Source organism: Paenibacillus paeoniae (assembly GCF_003388735.1).
GTDB lineage: Bacteria > Bacillota > Bacilli > Paenibacillales > Paenibacillaceae > Pristimantibacillus > Pristimantibacillus paeoniae.
In genome coordinates, this window is record NZ_QUBQ01000003.1 from 33,196 (window position 1) to 51,932 (window position 18,737).

Below are 18,737 nucleotides of genomic sequence, written 5' to 3' on the forward strand. Positions count from 1 at the left end.
TCAATCATAAGCAACAACCATTCGAAGGGAGCACGAACTACAATGAAAAAATGGTTATCCGGGGTTATCTTGCTGTCTATTCTATTGCTGTCCGCCTGTGGCGCCAATCAAGGAGGGAATGGAGGCAAGCCTTCATCCCAAGGAGATGGAGCAACGCCACCTCCAGCTGCTGCTGAACCCGTGACGATTGAGTTCTGGTATGGACTTGGCGGTAAGCTTGGCGAGAATATGGGAGTGCTTATCGATAAATTCAACGCTTCCCAGAACGAAGTTATTGTAAAACCAGTGGTACAAGCTGACTATTCCGAGACGGAGAAGAAGCTTCAAGCGGCGATTGCTTCCGGCAAGGTGCCGGCTGCTGTCTTGTCTTCCAACGTGGACTGGGCGCGCAAAGGTTACTACGCTTCGCTCGATGAGCTGATGGCTGGACAATCGGATTTCAACAAAGATGATGTGATTGCTACGTTCTTGGAGCAAGGCACTGTGGACGGGAAGCAATATTTTCTACCGATGTACGGCACGACACAAGTCATGTATTACCGCAAGGATGCACTGGAGAAGCACAATATTAAGCCCGAAGACCTGAAGACATGGGAAGCGCTGGCGGAAGCGGCTAAGACAATGACCGTGAAGGAAGGCGGCAAAACGTCGTTCTACGGCTGGGAGCCAATGTGGGGCGCGGAAAATATGATGGATGCAGTATATGGAAAAGGTGGACGCGTCATTAGCGAAGACGGCAAGCAGGTGCTGGTCGACTCGCCGGAATGGATCGAGACTTGGGATTCCTTCCGCAAGTGGATTCATGAAGATGGCATTATGCGTATTCACTCCGGCGGTCAAGGCTGGGAGTACTGGTACAAAACGATTGACGATGTCATGAAAGGCAATGCGGGTGGATATACAGGCTCTAGCGGCGACCAAGGCGATCTGGACTTCGGCATCGTGGGAGCTATGGAGCAGCCAGGCTGGGAAGGCAAGGGCCCGGGCAAGCCAGTCGCAAGTGCGATAATGGCAGGTATCCCGGCATTGGCGGACGCTAAGCAGCAGCAAGCGGCTTTCAAATGGTTTAGCTTCTTCATGAGTCCGGAGAATACGGCATTCTGGTCAATGAATACAGGCTATATCGCAGTGCGTCAATCTGCACTGGACGATCCGGCGATGGTAGAATTCAGCAAGGAAAATCCGCAAATTACGATACCGTTGAAACAAGCGGCTCACGCATCTATGCCTTTCCAGGACCCGACGGGCGGCAAAATCTTCGATGCGCTGAAAATCGCAGCGGATAAGGTTCAAATCGGCAACGTACCGGCAGAGCAGGCTTTGAAGGAAGCGAAAGAAACCGCTCAGCGTGAGCTGGACCGGATGAACAAGTAGGAGGAGAGGGCAATGCGGCAAGCAGTAGTAGATGGAATCGCCAGCCGCTTCGACGCCGTCTTGTTCGACAAGGATGGAACATTGATGGATTTTGCCTTTACGTGGGGGAAGTGGAGCGAGCGAATGCTCGCTTCCTGCTCCGGCAGGCTGGGGCTTAACAATGAGCCCTCCGTATTGGACAGGCTGCTTGGCACGCGTCACGGGGATGTCGGGGCTATCATCGATTACGATCGAAGCGGACCGCTTGCGATGGGTACCGTGGAGGACATTACAGCTATATTGGCATGGCAAGGCTATGAAAATGGATTGACTTGGGGCGAAGCGAGGGAAGCCGCACTGGACGGCAAACGCGCAGCGGACCAGTCTATTGAAGAAGAACGGGCCGTGCGTCTGCTTCCTCATGTGCTACCGTTCCTGGTGCAATGCCGCGCGGCGGGTCTCAAGCTCGCTGTTGTGACAGCCGATGAGACTTCGGCGGCGGAGAAACATCTGGAGTGGCTCGGTATCCGCCATCTGTTCGACGCTTGTATCGGTACGGACCGGGCGGAGCGCGGCAAGCCGTTCCCCGATCTGGTGCTGCTGGCTTGCCATGAGCTGTCCGTTCGGCCGGAGCGTGTCGTTGTAATCGGCGATACGGATGGAGATATGAAGATGGCAAAAGCCGCAGGTGCCGGCCTCGCCATTGGCATTCGAGATGACAATTTGGACCATTTGGCACAACTGCCGCATGCGGATGTAACCATCCGATTCATGGATGAGCTGTCCGTAGAGGATGCGCAAGATGAAAGCTGATACCGGAATGGGATGGCTGCTGCTGGCGATTGCAATTGTCCTGGAAGTATCGGGCACCATCAGCATGAAATTTTCAGAGAGCTTCACCAGATGGCTACCGTCCGTTCTGATGTTTCTGTTTTACGGAGCGAGCTTCACTTGTCTGAACTTTGCGATGGGCTACTTGCAGGTTAGTGTCGTCTACGCGGTGTGGTCAGGTGTGGGCATTGTGCTGATCGCTTTATTCGGATATTTCGTATTTCAGGAAAAGATGCCGCTGTCTTCGCTCTTGTGGATCGGCGTAATTGTGGCGGGAGTCATCGGCTTGAATATAAGCAGTAAAGGTCATGGATAATGGTCAAGGAGGGTTGGCTTCATGGATAACATCAGAGAATCGGCAGTGGCTGGGGCAGCTGTCATGCATCAGGCGGAGACGGAAGCGGCGGTGGCTGCTGAGGCGCCTCTATTTTCCTTTCAGGTCATTACGGATACGCATGTGACAGAGGATGCGGGGCATACGCATAATGGGAACTTCGACGGAGCGCTGCAGCAAATTAAGGAGCTTGCCCCGCATTCGAAGGGAATTATGCATGTCGGCGATGTGACGGATCACGGTTTCCCGGGTGAATATGCGGAATTCCAACGGATATGGAACAAACATAGGAGCGAGCTGCCGGAGATGATCATGACGATGGGCAATCATGACGTTGGCCTTGGCGTATGGGAGGATCGGATCGGACGTTTCTTGTCCAATACGGATACTGCTGCACCATACCATGCGCACTGGATTGAAGGTCATCTGTTCATTTTCCTCGGTACGGAGCGGAATCTGAAAATATATTGTTCCTTGTCGGAAGAGCAGTTGAACTGGCTTAAGAGCAGATTAGAGGAGGAAGCTGCGTCGGGACGACCAATCTTTATCTTCCTGCATCAACCGCTCAAAAATACAGTGGCGGGCTCTTATGAAGAGCAGCAGTGGCACGGCGTCGAAGAGGATGACGAGCTGCGGGCTGTGCTGGAGGGGTATCTCCAAGCGATTCTCTTTACGGGCCATACTCATTGGGAGTTGGAGGCGGGCCACACATTCTTCGACGGGGGCGGCAAGCTTCCTGCGATGGTGAATGCCGTCTCGACAGCTTATCTTTGGACGGACGAGGATCAACATAAGGACGGCAGCCAAGGGTTATTTGTCGATGTGTATCAGGATCGTGTCGTGGTGAGAGGAAGAGATTTTGACCAAGCTGTCTGGGTAGAATCGGCTCATTATGAGATCCCGTATCCTGGACGATAAGATAGAAGTTGTTTTGGAGAGAGGGTATACGCAGACGCGTATGCTCTTTTTCGTGACATTTCCATCACTTATTCGCTGTATTATTCGGCAGAGAGTTAATCACGGGGTATGCTGTCTTACGATTTCATCTTTGAAAATGAGGAGAAAGAGGCGTTGTTGTTCCAAGCTGGGTTGGAGAAGGCAGGGATCGCTTATCGTATGGACGCAATTGAGCCCTCCGGCTTCAAGACACATTTGGCGACGGGGCAAAGGGGAAGCACGGCAATCTATTGCTGCTTCCGGCTGAACTCTTGCAGAGAAGCGGTGCGGATATAGATGTTCCGAGACCTGGCGAGGCGGTCTGGTACAAGGGGCAGCGGAATGCGCTCGAACGGGTGTCGGTTGCAGATGCCTTTCCGATGACGGCCCGCCTGGGAGACAGAATCAGCCAACAATCACAACGACTAAAGATATCTTCCATATACGGAAAGAACCTGTCCTAAAGGTCACCGCTGACCTTTAGAGGCTGATAGTTACCTATTCCCGATTGTAATGGCCATTCGTGACCATTAGAAGACGTTTTCCCTCTCAAGCGCCCCTTTTTCAGCCTTTAAGGGACTTTAGTGACCGTTACAATCTACATTCGCTATCTTTCCGCCTCTAACGGACAGCGGTGACCGTGAGCACACTTGTTACTCCCTCACCGACATGAACATAGTTATGACAAGTGCCGAGCTGCAATAAAACTGGCATTTTCGTAGAATATACCGCCATCGAATCGTAACTTGACGGTCAAGCACTAACTGTCAGGTTGACCTTTTATTTTTATGTTCTTTTACAATGATATAGCTTTTCCTTTAAAAGGATATAGGGACGTCCTGTTGCTTGCAGAACGCAAAAAAGCCGCTTAGCAGAGGGCTAAACGGCTCGATTAAATTCATATAGTGGCGCGCCCGCTAGGAATCGAACCTAGATCTCAGGCTCCGGAGGCCTACGTCATATCCATTGGACCACGGGCGCACGCTGCCAAAAAACAGTAGCAGAGATGATTATATGATATTCATGCAGTTAAAGCAAGCAGGATGGAAAAATTAAATTTGTGAAAAAGGTGTCGGAAATCGTTTTCAAATAAGATAGGGCTCTTGCAGACCGCTCTTATTTTCGTTAAAATAAAGGTGGGACTTAAAATGAACATATGGGACGAAACGAGTCCCGGTCATATTATGAATCCCATTATGTTAATGACCGATGGAGTGAAGGATAAGAGATGCGACAGCTCATTGAACTGCAGCAGCAGCTTGTGCCGGATCTTCTGGGAGTCATGCGGAAGAGGTACATGATCCTGCATCAGGTGATGCTCTCGGACACGATCGGCCGTAGGACGCTGGCGAATGCGCTGGATATGACGGAACGGGTGCTCCGGGCAGAGACCGACTTCCTGAAAGAGCAAGGCTTGCTGGAGATTCATACGGCAGGCATGAGGATCAGCGAGCAAGGCCGACGTGCTTTGGAGCAGTTGGAGCCTCTGTATAAGTCGATGTTCGGCTTGTCTGATCTGGAGGAGAAGCTGCGCAGGGCGTACGGACTATCCCAGGTTGTCATTGTACAGGGCGATTCCGATACTTCGGTGCAAACGAAAAGGGAGCTGGGCCGGGCGGCATGCCAGGTGCTTCGTACCGCGTTGAGACCAAGGGATGTTGTCGCTGTAACTGGTGGAACAACAATCGTACAGGTGGCCAATCAGCTCACAACTACGACAGTCATGAAGGATATCTGGTTCGTGCCGGCAAGAGGCGGACTTGGCGAAAGCCTGGATTATCAGGCCAATACGCTGGCTTCTACGATGGCGAAGCGGACAGGTGGACATTACCGACTGTTGCATGTGCCGGATCACTTGGGTGAAGAGGCATTCGCTTCACTGATGCAAGAGCCCAATATTCGGGAGATTGTGGACGTGATTCGCAGTGCGCGCATTGTCGTACACGGAATCGGAGACGCCATGATTATGGCGAGAAGGCGGAAGCTGGATGACGAGGTCGTGTCAGCCATTGAGGCGGAGGGTGCGCTGGCTGAGGCATTCGGGTTTTATTTCGACCGAAACGGGGCCGTCGTTCACCAAATGCAGACGGTAGGGTTACGGCTCGAGGATATCGTAAACACTGAACTAGTGATTGGCGTTGCCGGGGGTAAGAACAAAGGCGAGGCAATCGCGGCAGTGATGCGATTCGGCCATAACGACGTGCTGGTCACGGACGAAGCTGCCGCGCTGGAGATGGTCAGACTTTTGGAAGAGAGCCAGATGCCAGACAAGGAACTTTAAGCAAGGCATCATGACGAGGAACGGCCTGCGGTGCAGCCGCCGGGACACGTCTTGAAATATATTTATAGCAATTCAAAAACGCTTAGGAGGAACAAACAATGGTTAAAGTTGGTATTAATGGATTTGGACGTATCGGCCGTAACGTATTCCGTGCAGCACTGAACAATTCTGAGGTGGAAATCGTAGCAGTCAACGATCTGACAGATGTTAACACGCTGGCTCACCTGTTGAAATACGATACAACTCATGGCGTTCTTGACGCTGTTGTTGAAGCAAAAGAAGGCGCTTTGGTTGTAAACGGCAAAGAAATCAAAGTATTTGCTGAGCGCAACCCTGCTGATCTGCCTTGGGGTTCCGTAGGCGCTGAGATCGTTGTTGAGTCCACTGGTATCTTCACAGCGAAAGAAAAAGCTGAGCTTCACTTGCAAGGCGGCGCTAAAAAAGTTATCATCTCCGCTCCTGCAACAAACGAAGACATCACTGTGGTTATCGGCGTTAACGAAGACCAATACGATGCAGCTGCTCACACCATCATTTCCAACGCTTCTTGCACAACCAACTGTCTTGCTCCATTCGCTAAAGTGTTGAACGATAAATTCGGTATCGTTAAAGGTATGATGACAACGATTCACTCGTACACAAACGACCAAGCTGTACTTGACGTACCGCACAAAGATCTGCGCCGCGCTCGTGCTGCTGCAGAGAACATCATTCCTTCTTCCACAGGCGCTGCGAAAGCTGTTTCGCTGGTACTGCCTGAGCTGAAAGGCAAGCTGAACGGTATGGCTATGCGTGTTCCTACGCCTAACGTATCCGTAACTGATTTGGTTGCTGAGCTGAAAGTTAACGTAACGGTTGAAGAAGTTAACGCAGCGTTCAAAGAAGCTTCCGAAGGCGCTTTGAAAGGTATCCTGAACTACAACGAATTGCCACTGGTATCCAGCGACTACAACGGCGACCCAGCTTCCTCCACAATCGACGCTCTGTCGACTATGGTAGTTGAAGGCAACATGGTTAAAGTTATTTCCTGGTATGACAACGAGTGGGGCTACTCCAACCGTGTAGTTGATCTTGCTGCTTACATCGCAAGCAAAGGTCTGTAAGGAAAGAAAGCTGACGGGCCGCGGCTCCTTACGTAAGAGCTTCGGCCCTTGGTTTGCGCCCTCGCAGGGCCAGACCTATGGGCGTTCCTTCCTCAAGAGTGAAGGGACGCCTTTTCTTATAGAGATATGGGCCGATAAGCCGGCAGACAACCATTATTGGGGAGGATTTCAACCATGAACAAGAAGAGTGTACGTGACGTAGCAGAATTGACAGGCAAGCGCGTATTCGTCCGCGTTGACTTCAACGTGCCGCTTGAAAACGGCAAAATTACGGATGACAAGCGTATTCGCGAGACGCTTCCAACGATTAACTATTTGATCGAAAAAGGCGCAAAAGTCATTCTGGCGAGCCACCTTGGCCGTCCGAACGGACAAGTAGTAGAAGAACTTCGCCACACAGCATCGGCAGTACGTCTGTCGGAACTGTTGGGCAAGCCGGTAACGAAAGCGAACGAAGCAATTGGTGAAGCTGTAGAAGCTCAAGTCGCTGCATTGGAGAACGGGGACGTTCTTCTACTTGAAAACGTACGTTTCTACCCAGGCGAAGAGAGCAACGATCCGGAGCTTGCAAAATCGTTTGCCAAGCTGGCTGATCTATTCGTTAACGACGCATTCGGAGCTGCTCACCGTGCTCATGCTTCCACAGAAGGCATCGCTCACATCCTGCCAGCTGTATCCGGCTTGCTGATGGAGAGAGAGCTTGACGTACTTGGTAAAGCATTGAACAACCCTGAGCGTCCGTTCACGGCGATCGTAGGCGGTTCGAAGGTTAAGGACAAAATCGCAGTTATCGACAAAATGCTGGAAATCGCTGACAACATCATTATCGGCGGCGGCTTATCCTATACATTCTTCAAAGCACAAGGCCATGAAATCGGCAAATCCCTGGTGGACAACAGCAAGCTGGACCTGGCGCTTGAGTTCATCGAAAAAGCGAAAAAACTGGGCAAAAACTTCTACATTCCAGTAGATATCGTTGTAACAGACGATTTCAGCGCTGATGCGAACACGCAAATCGTAGACGTTGACGGCATTCCGGCTGAATGGGAAGGCATCGACATCGGTCCTAAGACGCGCGAGCTTTATGCGGACGTGATCAAAAACTCCAAGCTGGTTGTATGGAACGGACCAATGGGCGTATTCGAAATCGAGCCATTCTCGCACGGTACGCGCGCTGTAGCGCAAGCGACTGCTGAGACTTCGGCTTACACGGTTATCGGCGGCGGCGACTCTGCTGCTGCAGCAGAGAAGTTCGGTCTTGCTGATCAAATGAACTTCATCTCTACTGGCGGCGGTGCTTCCCTGGAATTCATGGAAGGCAAAGTGCTTCCAGGAGTAGTCGCTCTTAACGACAAGTAAATCTTGAGAAGATAGAAACAGGAGGTCATCCTATGAGCAGAACACCGATTATCGCAGGCAACTGGAAAATGTTCAAAACCGTATCCGAAGCAACGGCATTTTTTGCCGAAGTGAAAGGCAAAGCGGAAGTGGCTGGCGTAGAGAGCGTTATCTGCGCACCTTTCACGGCGCTGCCTGCATTGGTAGAAGCGGCTAAAGGAACAACTATCGCTATCGGCGCGCAAAACGTTCACTTCGAGGACAATGGCGCTTACACAGGTGAAGTCAGCGGCCTTATGCTGAAAGATCTTGGCGTGAAATATGTTATTATTGGTCACTCTGAGCGCCGCGCTTATTTCGCGGAGAGCGACGAAATCGTGAACAAGAAGACCGTTGCGGCATTCAAGCACGGCCTCACGCCAATCGTATGCGTAGGCGAGAAGCTGGAAGAGCGTGAGTCCGGCGCTACGAAAGAAGTTTGCAAAGTGCAGACAGAAGCTGCATTCCAAGGCCTATCGGCTGAGCAAGCGGCTGAAGTGGTTGTCGCTTATGAACCAATCTGGGCGATTGGCACAGGCAAATCCTCCACGTCTGATGATGCACAAGACGTCATCGGCTACATCCGCGGCGTTATCGCGGGTCTGTACGACGAAGCGGTTGCGGCTAAGGTTCGCATCCAATACGGCGGCAGCGTGAAGCCGAACAACGTATCAGAGTACCTGGGCCAAGCGGACATCGACGGCGCGCTGGTAGGCGGAGCGAGCCTTGAGCCTGCTTCCTACATCGCTCTGATCGAGGGGGCCAAGTAATATGGCCTCCCGCAAACCGGTAGCACTGATTATTTTGGACGGATTCGGTCTTCGCGACGATGTGACGGGCAACGCGGTCGCACAAGCGAACAAGCCGAATTACGATCGTTACCTGGAACAATACCCGAACACGACATTGACTGCATGCGGTGAAGCTGTAGGCCTGCCAGAGGGGCAAATGGGCAATTCCGAAGTCGGTCATCTGAACATCGGTGCAGGTCGTATCGTGTATCAGGATCTGACTCGCATCAGCAAGTCGATCCGCGATGGCGAATTCTTCGACAACGAGACGCTGCTGGCGGCAGTGAATCATGCGAAGACGACGGGAAAGAAGCTTCATCTATACGGATTGTTGTCCGACGGGGGCGTTCACAGCCACATCGCTCACTTGTTCGCTCTGCTGGAGCTAGCGAAGAAGGAAGGCTTGACGGACGTATACATTCATGCTTTCTTGGATGGGCGCGACGTATCGCCGGATAGCGCGAAAGGCTATGTTGAACAGCTTCAAGCGAAGATTGAAGAGCTCGGCGTAGGCCGCATTGCGACGGTACAAGGCCGTTATTATGCGATGGACCGCGACAAGCGCTGGGAGCGTGTAGAGAAGTCCTACCGTGCTATGGTATATGGTGAAGGACCTCAACACACCGATCCTGTGCAAGCGGTAGTTGAATCGTACCAGAAATCGGTTTATGATGAATTCGTTATGCCGACGGTGATCACTGGCCAAGACGGCAAGCCGGTAGGGCTTGTGGAGTCGGAGGACGCGGTTGTGTTCTTCAACTTCCGACCGGATCGCGCGATTCAACTGTCGCAAGTGTTCACAAACGATGATTTCCGGGGCTTCGATCGTGGTGCAAATCATCCTGTTGGCCTGCACTTCGTGTGCTTGACGTTGTTCAGCGAGACGGTAGGGGGCTATGTAGCCTACTCTCCTAAGAACCTCGACAATACGCTGGGTGAAGTGCTTGCACAGAATGGCAAGACACAGCTCCGTACGGCGGAGACAGAGAAGTATCCGCACGTCACGTTCTTCTTTAGCGGCGGCCGCGATAAGGAGCTTCCGGGCGAGACGCGTGTGCTGATCAATTCGCCGAAGGTTGCAACTTACGATCTTCAGCCGGAGATGAGCGCGTATGAGCTGGCGGAGTCCACTGTACGCGAGATCGAAGCGGATAAGCATGATGTAATCATCTTGAACTTCGCGAACCCCGATATGGTCGGCCACTCCGGCATGCTGGAGCCAACAATCAAGGCGGTCGAAGCGACGGATGAATGTTTGGGCAAAGTAGTGGAAGCCGTTCTTGCCAAAGGCGGCGTCTGCATCATTACGGCAGACCATGGCAACGCAGATATGGTGTTCGACGAGAATGGCCGTCCGCATACGGCACATACGACGAACCCGGTTCCTTTTATCGTAACGAGAGAAGGAGCAACGCTTCGCGATGGCGGCATCCTGGCTGATATCGCACCGACGATGTTGGACCTGCTTGGTCTGGCGAAGCCGACTGAGATGACAGGCTCGACATTGCTTGGCCAATAATAGTAGACTAGTGGAATGAAGATTTGTTTATTCCCGATATAATGAAAAAGGAGTGTTTACCTAAATGTCAATTATCGTTGATGTATATGCACGCGAAGTGCTGGATTCCCGCGGGAATCCAACTGTTGAAGTAGAAGTAGCTCTTGAGTCCGGCGGCAAAGGCCGCGCTATCGTTCCATCCGGCGCGTCCACTGGCGCATACGAGGCGGTAGAGCTTCGTGACGGCGACAAATCCCGTTACCTGGGCAAAGGCGTAATTAAAGCAGTAGAAAACGTAAACGCGATTATCGCTCCTGAGATCATCGGTCTGGACGCACTTGATCAAGTAGCAATCGACCGCAAAATGATCCAGCTTGACGGCACGCCTAACAAAGCTAAACTGGGCGCTAACGCAATTCTAGCTGTATCCATGGCTGTTGCTCGCGCAGCGGCTGACGCTCTGGATGTTCCTCTATACACGTACCTGGGCGGATTCAACGCAAAAACTTTGCCAGTTCCGATGATGAACATCATCAATGGCGGAGAGCATGCAGACAACAACATCGACGTACAAGAGTTCATGGTACTGCCTGTTGGCGCTTCCGACTTCAAAGAAGCTCTTCGCATCGGCGCAGAGATCTTCCACAACCTGAAAGCTGTACTGCATGACAAAGGTCTGAACACAGCTGTTGGCGACGAAGGCGGCTTCGCTCCGAACCTGGGTTCCAACGAAGAAGCAATCACAACGATCATCTCCGCTATCGAGCGCGCAGGCTACAAGCCAGGCGTTGACGTATTCCTGGGTATGGACGTTGCTTCCACTGAGTTCTTCAAAGACGGCAAATACGTACTGGCTGGCGAAGGCAAATCCTTCACGCCTGCTGAGTTCGTTGACTTGCTTGCTTCGTGGGTTGATAAGTATCCGATCGTATCGATCGAAGACGGCTGCTCCGAAGACGATTGGGATGGCTGGAAGCTTCTAACTGAGAAGCTGGGCAACAAAGTCCAATTGGTTGGCGACGACCTGTTCGTAACGAACACAGAGCGTCTGTACGACGGTATCGAAAAAGGCGTAGGCAACTCTATTCTGGTTAAAGTTAACCAAATCGGTACGCTTACAGAAACATTCGACGCGATTGAGATGGCGAAACGCGCTGGTTACACAGCTGTTATCTCCCACCGTTCCGGCGAAAGCGAAGACAGCACAATTGCTGACATCGCAGTTGCGACTAACGCTGGCCAAATCAAAACAGGCGCTCCTTCCCGTACGGACCGCGTAGCGAAGTACAACCAATTGCTTCGTATCGAGGACCAACTGGGCTCCACAGCTCAATACGGCGGCAAAGCGGCATTCTACAACCTGAAAAACTTCAAATAAGAACGGGCAGCTCCGCTGCTTGAATGAAAAAGAACCTCCAATCCGCTAGTCGGATTGGAGGTTTTTGCGTCATGTTGCTGCGTTTTTATTGGTAGTAAATTAGATCTTTAAGTAAATAAGCGAATTAACGCAAAGTGATCTTTGCTTCTTCTTTGTCTAGAGACAATTGCAGAACAAGGCTATCTCCAGCTTCTGCTACGCTGTCTGGAACCTCCACCACGATAAAGCCTTTTTTCGTGGAAAGCGGCTTAACGCTTTCGTTGCTCAAGTCGCCATCAATCATAGTCATCGAAGTGTTATACTCGTAATTGTCTTTGAAAATAGCTTTAATGGATACGCCATCGAACATGGATTTGAACTGTGCTGCTGATGTGCCATTATTCGTCAGGGCAAAGTTCAGTACCAGGAACTTATTGCCTTCATCAGCACTGGAAGACATATATTTATCCGTTACCTTTTGATCAAAAGCAAAGGACTCCAGATTCACTTCCCAATCGCCAAACGTGAATTTTTCACCAGGCGCGTATGTAGTTTCTGGCTCTGGTGTTGGCTCAGGCGTAGGTTCAACAGTAGGTTCAACAGTAGGTTCTGTGCTTGGCTCTTGACTGTTCAATGCTTTATTTGAACCATCGGTGCTTGAAGAGTCTTTAGATGTTCCTCCACAAGCTGTGACTACTGCCACAATGAGTGCCATCATCAAAAATAAGTAACTTTTTTTCATCTCTCTCTCATTCTCCTTTTTAGCAACATTTCTGCATATTACCATACAATACGACATATTTCTATTGATGTTTCATAATTTTTAAACATATTTTCCTGATATTTCTTCTCAATTAGATAATATATGACAAAAGAACAGCGAACTTGTAAAAAGGATATTTAAATAGTTGTTTATATCTCATTTCTTAATGGCTATGTTAGGGAATACTGATCTTCTTATAGTGCATTAATATTCCGCAAGAAAAATCCTCAATGGGATGTTTGGTTATGTTGATAATGGATGAATTAGATCGGCGCTCTCAGGATCCATCGTTTGTATCATTGTATCGATAAGCGGTAATGCCTGCCACGTAGTCCGGCCCTAGCAGGGTAAGTTGTACCAGAATCAATGCTACTTCCTAGGCGGTGTCTATAGGCCGCTGTCGAGCCAGCTTAATCCTACTGATGCTATCCGCGTTCAAACCTGGGGAAACATAATAATGGTTCAGAAAGGAAGGTCTAGGGTCTTCCTTTTTGCTTGTTGCTGGGGTAGTCTCTAATAGATTAGATCGGTGGTTGAGGAGTGGGGGAGAAAGATGCTAATCGAAGTAATTGCCATTCGAGCGGAGGATGTCGAGGCGGCGGCAGAAGGCGGTGCAGACCGTATCGAGTTAGTGACTGGCATAGCGGAAGGTGGATTGACACCCAGCTTGGGCTTGGTGGAAGCAGCGGTGAAGGCTTCTACATTGCCGGTTCAAGTGATGGTGCGGCCCCATAGTCAGTCCTTCTGCTATAGTGACGCGGACACAAGGGTTATGCTGCGGGATATTGAAGCGATTAAGGGGGCGGGTGCGGCTGGCATCGTGGTGGGCATGCTGACAACGGATCGTATATTGGATCGATTATTTTTGGAGCGGGTGCTGCGTGCAGCGGAAGGACTCGATGTAACGTTCCACCGCGCTTTCGATGAAATCGACGATCAGTTAAAGGCGCTTGAACAGCTCGCTGAATATCCATCCGTTAGCCGTGTATTGACTGCCGGCGGCTTAAAGCCGGCTCTACAATCGGCAGAGCGTATTCGACTTCTACGAGAAGCCGGAGATCGTCTGGGGATATCCATTTTGGGCGGATACGGCTTGAATGCAGGCAACATAAAAGATTTTGCAGGTATGACGGGAGTTCATGAGGTCCACTTCGGTTCCGGCGTTAGGCGGAATGGGAGCTTTATGGAACGGCTGCTTCCCTCCAGCATAGTTGAAATACGCAGTATTTTGAACGAGAGAAACTAAGGAGATCACTTTAAAAGTTTAAGTATTCTAGCAACCTCCAACGTGCATAATGAAGGTGAAGCCCACTGGGATAACTGGATGTGCAGGAATGGAGGCGACTGTATGGGTAAGCCTATAGCGGGAATTCAAATGTATTCGCTGCGGGATGAAGCGGAACGGGACATATTAAGTACGATTGAGCAGGTGGCAGAGATGGGGTATAAGGCTATCGAATCGATAGGCTACTTCAACGCACCGCCAGACCAATTTAAGAAAAGAGCAGATGAGCTTGGGCTCGCCATTCCGTCCAAACTGATCTCGCTCAACTTCAAGACGCTTGCCAAGTTGGACAAGGACTTTGCCACAGATGTCGAGATTGCTGCACGGCTTGGCGTTTCTTATGTGTCTATACCATGGGTACCTATGCATGAACAGCCGACCATAGATGACATGTATTTTTTAGCGGATGTACTTATTCGATGTGGGGAACAAACAAAAGCGGCGGGGATGAAGCTGGCTCTTCATAATCATGATTATGAATTGAAGCTGGTGGAAGGGAGACCTGCCTTTGATCGCTTATTGGAGCTGGTGCCTGAGGAATTGATGGTTGCGGAGTTGGATCTGGGTTGGGTATTTATGGCGGGATATGATCCTGCAGAATACTTGAAAAAGCATCAGTCCCGGACGCCGCTGGTTCATATTCGTGATTTTAAAATCGGACGGAAAGATACCGAGCTTGGAAAAGGGTTGGTTGGCATAGACAAGCTTCTGGAAGTTATAGAGCAGATGGATGTGGAGTATATGTTCGTGGAGCAGGAGGATTTTTTGACCAGCTCGCTGGACAGCGCAAAAGCGAATATTCTCTATTTGAAGAAATTGGGTTATGCTTAACACGCATCCCTAAGCTTGTACTATTGTCAATACTGTGCAGCTATGGTACAATAACGTTATATGTTTTACGAGCGGCTACGCTGGAGGTGGATTGAATGGAAATCGCATTGAAGATCCTGCTTGTATTATTCTCAATCGGATTGATTGCAGTCGTTTTGTTGCAGAAGGGTAAGAGCGCTGGTTTGTCCGGAGCGATTAGCGGCGGCGCAGAGCATTTGTTCGGTAAACAGAAGGCTCGTGGATTGGACCTGTTCCTACAGCGTCTGACGGTAGCACTGGCTGCTGGATTCTTTGTATTAGCGTTGATTGTTTCATATTTCGTACAAAAATAATAGTGAACTAACGAAAGACGAGGAGTTGATTCCTCGTCTTTTTTTGATGTCATTTTTTAATACCATCACATAAGAGAAAGTAGAATGGAGGAGTGGTTAGACACAACGGAATACAGATGCGTGAAAAAGTGTTTTGGATTGGCGTATTTGGGCGTATATACTTGTACCGGCCTTGTTAGATTTAAAGGCTTGTATCGCGGACAATGGCTGGACACGCCAGAATAGGCTTTCATCCGTTCCTTGGTCGAGGTACTTATGGAGAAGGCTGACGGGCAAGGCGGAAGGTGCAGAGGTTAGCGGAAGTTGAGGGAGAGAGCCGTACTTCGTTTTTTTCGCAAATGGGGATGTGTCGCAGTCATTTCGTGTATACTACATGGTATATGATAATCTATCAACCGCTTGCAAGAGCGCAAGCTTTAAGCGGTTCATGAGGAGAAGGGCCATTCATGATGGAACGCGAGCAAGAGTTACTAGACTTTATGAGAGAAACGGCATATAAGCCGATGACGTACCAAGAGCTGGAGGTTCACTTCGGTATCGAGGGAGCGGGAGAGTTCAAGGATTTCCTTAAGCTGCTCAATAAATTGGAGGAAGAAGGCAAGATCATTCGCACACGCAACGAACGGTACGGCGTGCCGGAGAGGATGAACTTGCTGCGGGGTAAGCTGCAGGCACATGCCAAGGGTTTCGCCTTTCTGTTGCCTGACGAGAAGGATCATCCCGATGTATATATTCACTCTAATGATCTGAAAAGCGCAATGAACGGGGATATCGTTCTTGTACGGATCACATCGAAGAGTGAGGGCGGCGGCCGGATGGAAGGCGAAGTCGTTCGTATTGTTCAGCGTGCCGTGACGCAGATCGTGGGTACATTTGAGAATCAAGAAGCATACGGATTTGTTATTCCAGACGACAAGCGGATCAATCGAGATATCTTTATTCCTAAGGGCGGATTCCAGGGCGCAGTTACCGGGCAGAAGGTTGTTGTCCGCATTGTGTCTTATCCGGAAGGACGCAGTGCAGCTGAGGGTGAGATTCTGGAGATTCTGGGTCATAAGAATGATCCTGGCGTAGACATTTTGTCCATTATCCGCAAGCATCAATTGCCTGAAAGCTTCCCGGACGAAGTCACGGCAGAAGCGGAAGCTGCGCCGGATACCATCACGGAAGAAGAGATTAAGGAGCAAGGACGCCGGGATCTTAGAGATGAGATCATCGTTACGATCGACGGCGAAGATGCGAAGGACCTTGATGATGCGGTGCATGTGAAGGTGCTGGAGAATGGCAACTATCTGCTTGGTGTTCATATTGCCGATGTAGGCTACTATGTACGGGAGAAATCTGCGCTCGATCAGGAAGCGTTCCGCAGAGGATGCAGCGTCTACTTGACCGACCGTGTTATCCCCATGCTGCCGCATCGCCTGTCGAACGGCATTTGCTCACTCAATCCGCAAGTGGATCGTCTAACGCTTTCGTGTGAGATGGAGTTCGAGCCGAAGTCACTGAAGCGGGTTAGACATGAGGTATTCACGAGTGTTATTCGTACGAAAGAACGAATGACGTATACAAATGTACGGCGTATTCTGGCTGCAAATGAAGAAGAGCCTGAGACTGAATTGAAAGAGCGTTATGCAGAGCTGCTTCCGATGTTCACACTAATGGAGAACCTGGCTATGCGGCTTCGTTCCAAACGTATGAAGCGAGGCGCCATCGACTTTGACTTCCAAGAGTCGAAGATTATCGTCGATGAGAACGGCAAAGCGGTCGATATCGTGAAGCGGGAGCGTTCTGTTGCGGAACAGATCATCGAGGAGTTCATGCTTGTTGCGAACGAGACTGTTGCGGAACACTTCCATTGGCTGCGTGTGCCGTTCTTGTACCGGATTCACGAAGATCCGGATCAGGAGAAGCTGCTGACGTTCATGCAGTTTGCGGCTAACTTCGGCTATGTGGTGAAGGGCGGGAAAGGAAACAATTCTGTCCATCCACGGGCTTTGCAGACGCTGCTTGATGAGCTTCAAGGTACGAAGGAATCGACAGTGATCTCTACCATGATGCTGCGTTCGATGAAGCAGGCGAAGTATGACGCGGAGAGCCTGGGGCACTTTGGACTGGCCGCGGAATTCTACTCACACTTCACGTCGCCGATTCGTCGTTACCCCGATCTGGTTATCCATCGCATCATTCGCGAAGTTATCGAGGGAGGCGGCGCGCTGACGGAAGCGCGTCATGAGGCGTTGACGGCACGAATGCCTGATGTTGCACAGCATTCCTCGGAGCGCGAGCGAGCAGCGGTCGATGCAGAGCGGGATACGGATAAGCTGAAGAAATGCGAATACATGCAGGATAAGGTCGGTGAGGAATTCGACGGCATGATTAGCAGTGTAACGAGCTTCGGCATGTTCATTGAATTGGAGAATACGGTAGAAGGTTTGGTCCGATTAAGTGATCTGACGGATGATTACTACCACTTCCACGAACTCCATATGGTACTCATTGGAGAGAGGACCTCGAAGGTGTATCGTATCGGCGATGAAGTGAAAATTCGTATCGCACGCGTTGATATGAATGAATATAATATAGACTTCGAGATGGTCGATATGAAGCCTCGCGGCAGCTACAAAGGGGTAGCGGATGCCGGATTTGGAGTCGGTGGTGGACGCAAGCGCGGTGGTTATGGCAAGCGTGAGGGTGGCAATGCCGGCGGTCGATCAGGCAGCCGTGAAGGATCTGGTGGTGGACGCGGCAATTTCGGCGGCAAGGGTGGTCGAGGCAAAGGTGTAGGCACAGGCTCAGGTGGAGCCGGGCGTGGTGGCGAGGCTGGAAACAATCGTCCAGGCAGCGGCAACGGTAAGGATCGGGATCGCTCAGGTGCTGCGAGTAATGCTGCAGGCGGCAGATTCAAACGTGGCGGGAAAGATGCCGCCGCACCTGCCAATCAAGGCGGCGGCAACCCTTGGGGCAATGATAAGGGCATTGACAATGGAGATTGGATCGAAGCAAGAGCTGCGGAACGCGAAGCAGAAGGCAAAGCATCTCGTACAGATATGTGGGGGCTCCCGATCCGTGAGGGTGGTGGAGATTCACGTAAGGATGGCCGAGGCAAAGGAGGCGGACGTTCCGGCGGCCAAGGAAATTCTGGCAGACCAGGCGGTAAAAAAGGAAAGAGCGGCGGTCATCGTAAGAATACTACTACAAATGGCGTAATTAACGCCGGTGAAGCGGGGGCTGCAGCGTCAGCACCATCTGGAGAAGCCAAGAAGAAGAAACAGAAGAAAAAAGGTGATCTGAACAACGCTACTGCGGCTTTTGTACGCAAGAAACGGAAGTAGTCGTAGGTGGTATTGCCGTACAAGTAGCGAAGAGCACCAACAGATTCTTTAGTAAAGAACATATTGAACTGTTCTTAAAGAAATGGATGTTGGATACAGTTTACTGGATGCTTTTTACTCTTTAATGTCCCGTGAAGGCGGTGCTGAGTTTCCCTCGAACTGGGAATGAAAGTGCCGCCAACTGGACATAATGGGAAAATATATTTAAGCTTGTTGCTTGCTTTTTGGCGGCTGGGATAGTATACTCAAGGCAAACGGATGAGATGAACCTGAATTCACATATTGAAAAGGGTGTCATTAGAGTCGTCATGAAACCCTTTTCAATGTGTGAAT

16 protein-coding genes and 1 tRNA gene are annotated in these 18,737 nt (G+C 50.6%); 15 read left to right on the top strand and 2 right to left on the bottom strand.

The genetic code is table 11. From position 1 onward, the window contains the following. Positions 1-42: 42 nt before the first annotated feature. The 5 genes from DX130_RS16540 (at position 43) to DX130_RS26500 (ending at position 3,751) form a co-directional block, all read left to right on the top strand. Positions 43-1,374, top strand: coding sequence for an ABC transporter substrate-binding protein (locus tag DX130_RS16540; RefSeq protein WP_116047308.1), 1,332 nt, complete (start codon positions 43-45; stop codon positions 1,372-1,374). Between the two features lie 12 nt (positions 1,375-1,386). After that, complete coding sequence (locus DX130_RS16545; protein WP_116047310.1) at positions 1,387-2,166, top strand: HAD family hydrolase; 780 nt, start codon at positions 1,387-1,389, stop codon at positions 2,164-2,166. Beyond that, positions 2,156-2,500 (top strand): DMT family transporter, encoded by a 345-nt coding sequence (locus DX130_RS16550; protein WP_116047312.1) that lies wholly within the window; start codon positions 2,156-2,158, stop codon positions 2,498-2,500. The genes DX130_RS16545 and DX130_RS16550 overlap by 11 nt, the downstream gene beginning before the upstream one ends. A 21-nt stretch (positions 2,501-2,521) precedes the next feature. Then, positions 2,522-3,436 carry a metallophosphoesterase family protein gene (locus DX130_RS16555; RefSeq protein WP_338068643.1) on the top strand — a complete coding sequence of 305 codons (915 nt, stop codon included), beginning with the start codon at positions 2,522-2,524 and terminating at the stop codon, positions 3,434-3,436. A gap of 153 nt (positions 3,437-3,589) precedes the next feature. Further along, a complete protein-coding gene (locus DX130_RS26500; RefSeq protein ID WP_165861328.1) occupies positions 3,590-3,751 on the top strand; it encodes a hypothetical protein in 162 nt (53 codons plus the stop codon). Positions 3,752-4,360: 609 nt separating this feature from the next. Here the strand turns inward: DX130_RS26500 and DX130_RS16565 are convergent. Continuing rightward, a tRNA-Arg gene (locus tag DX130_RS16565) sits at positions 4,361-4,435 on the bottom strand. Between the two features lie 247 nt (positions 4,436-4,682). Between DX130_RS16565 and DX130_RS16570 the strand changes: the two genes are divergently transcribed. The 6 genes from DX130_RS16570 to eno all read left to right on the top strand — a co-directional run bounded on the left by DX130_RS16570 (position 4,683) and on the right by eno (position 11,882). After that, positions 4,683-5,735 carry a sugar-binding transcriptional regulator gene (locus DX130_RS16570; protein WP_116047315.1) on the top strand — a complete coding sequence of 351 codons (1,053 nt, stop codon included), beginning with the start codon at positions 4,683-4,685 and terminating at the stop codon, positions 5,733-5,735. A gap of 98 nt (positions 5,736-5,833) precedes the next feature. Next, positions 5,834-6,838 carry a type I glyceraldehyde-3-phosphate dehydrogenase gene (gene gap, locus DX130_RS16575; RefSeq protein WP_116047317.1) on the top strand — a complete coding sequence of 335 codons (1,005 nt, stop codon included), beginning with the start codon at positions 5,834-5,836 and terminating at the stop codon, positions 6,836-6,838. 174 nt (positions 6,839-7,012) lie between these two features. Continuing rightward, positions 7,013-8,197 (top strand): phosphoglycerate kinase, encoded by a 1,185-nt coding sequence (locus DX130_RS16580; protein ID WP_116047319.1) that lies wholly within the window; start codon positions 7,013-7,015, stop codon positions 8,195-8,197. 32 nt (positions 8,198-8,229) lie between these two features. Further along, on the top strand, positions 8,230-8,985 hold the full coding sequence (tpiA, locus tag DX130_RS16585; RefSeq protein ID WP_116047320.1) for a triose-phosphate isomerase: 756 nt from the start codon (positions 8,230-8,232) through the stop codon (positions 8,983-8,985). Between the two features lies 1 nt (position 8,986). Then, positions 8,987-10,525: a 2,3-bisphosphoglycerate-independent phosphoglycerate mutase gene (gene gpmI / locus DX130_RS16590; RefSeq protein ID WP_116047322.1), complete on the top strand. Its 1,539-nt coding sequence runs from the start codon at positions 8,987-8,989 to the stop codon at positions 10,523-10,525. A 64-nt stretch (positions 10,526-10,589) separates the two neighbouring features. Then, complete coding sequence (eno, locus tag DX130_RS16595; RefSeq protein ID WP_116047324.1) at positions 10,590-11,882, top strand: phosphopyruvate hydratase; 1,293 nt, start codon at positions 10,590-10,592, stop codon at positions 11,880-11,882. 124 nt (positions 11,883-12,006) lie between these two features. Here eno and DX130_RS16600 read toward each other — a convergent pair whose 3' ends face one another. After that, positions 12,007-12,603, bottom strand: coding sequence for a DUF4352 domain-containing protein (locus DX130_RS16600; protein ID WP_116047326.1), 597 nt, complete (start codon positions 12,601-12,603; stop codon positions 12,007-12,009). Between the two features lie 574 nt (positions 12,604-13,177). On the opposite strand from DX130_RS16600, the gene DX130_RS16605 reads away from it, so the two are divergent. The 4 genes from DX130_RS16605 to rnr all read left to right on the top strand — a co-directional run bounded on the left by DX130_RS16605 (position 13,178) and on the right by rnr (position 18,404). Beyond that, the gene (locus DX130_RS16605; RefSeq protein ID WP_116047328.1) at positions 13,178-13,870 is read left to right on the top strand and encodes a copper homeostasis protein CutC; all 693 of its coding nucleotides are present in this window, start codon (positions 13,178-13,180) and stop codon (positions 13,868-13,870) included. 102 nt (positions 13,871-13,972) lie between these two features. After that, a complete protein-coding gene (locus DX130_RS16610; protein ID WP_165861329.1) occupies positions 13,973-14,740 on the top strand; it encodes a sugar phosphate isomerase/epimerase family protein in 768 nt (255 codons plus the stop codon). Between the two features lie 95 nt (positions 14,741-14,835). Continuing rightward, a complete protein-coding gene (gene secG, locus DX130_RS16615) occupies positions 14,836-15,072 on the top strand; it encodes a preprotein translocase subunit SecG (RefSeq protein WP_116047331.1) in 237 nt (78 codons plus the stop codon). 449 nt (positions 15,073-15,521) lie between these two features. Further along, the gene (rnr, locus tag DX130_RS16620; protein WP_116047813.1) at positions 15,522-18,404 is read left to right on the top strand and encodes a ribonuclease R; all 2,883 of its coding nucleotides are present in this window, start codon (positions 15,522-15,524) and stop codon (positions 18,402-18,404) included. Positions 18,405-18,737 lie beyond the last annotated feature (333 nt).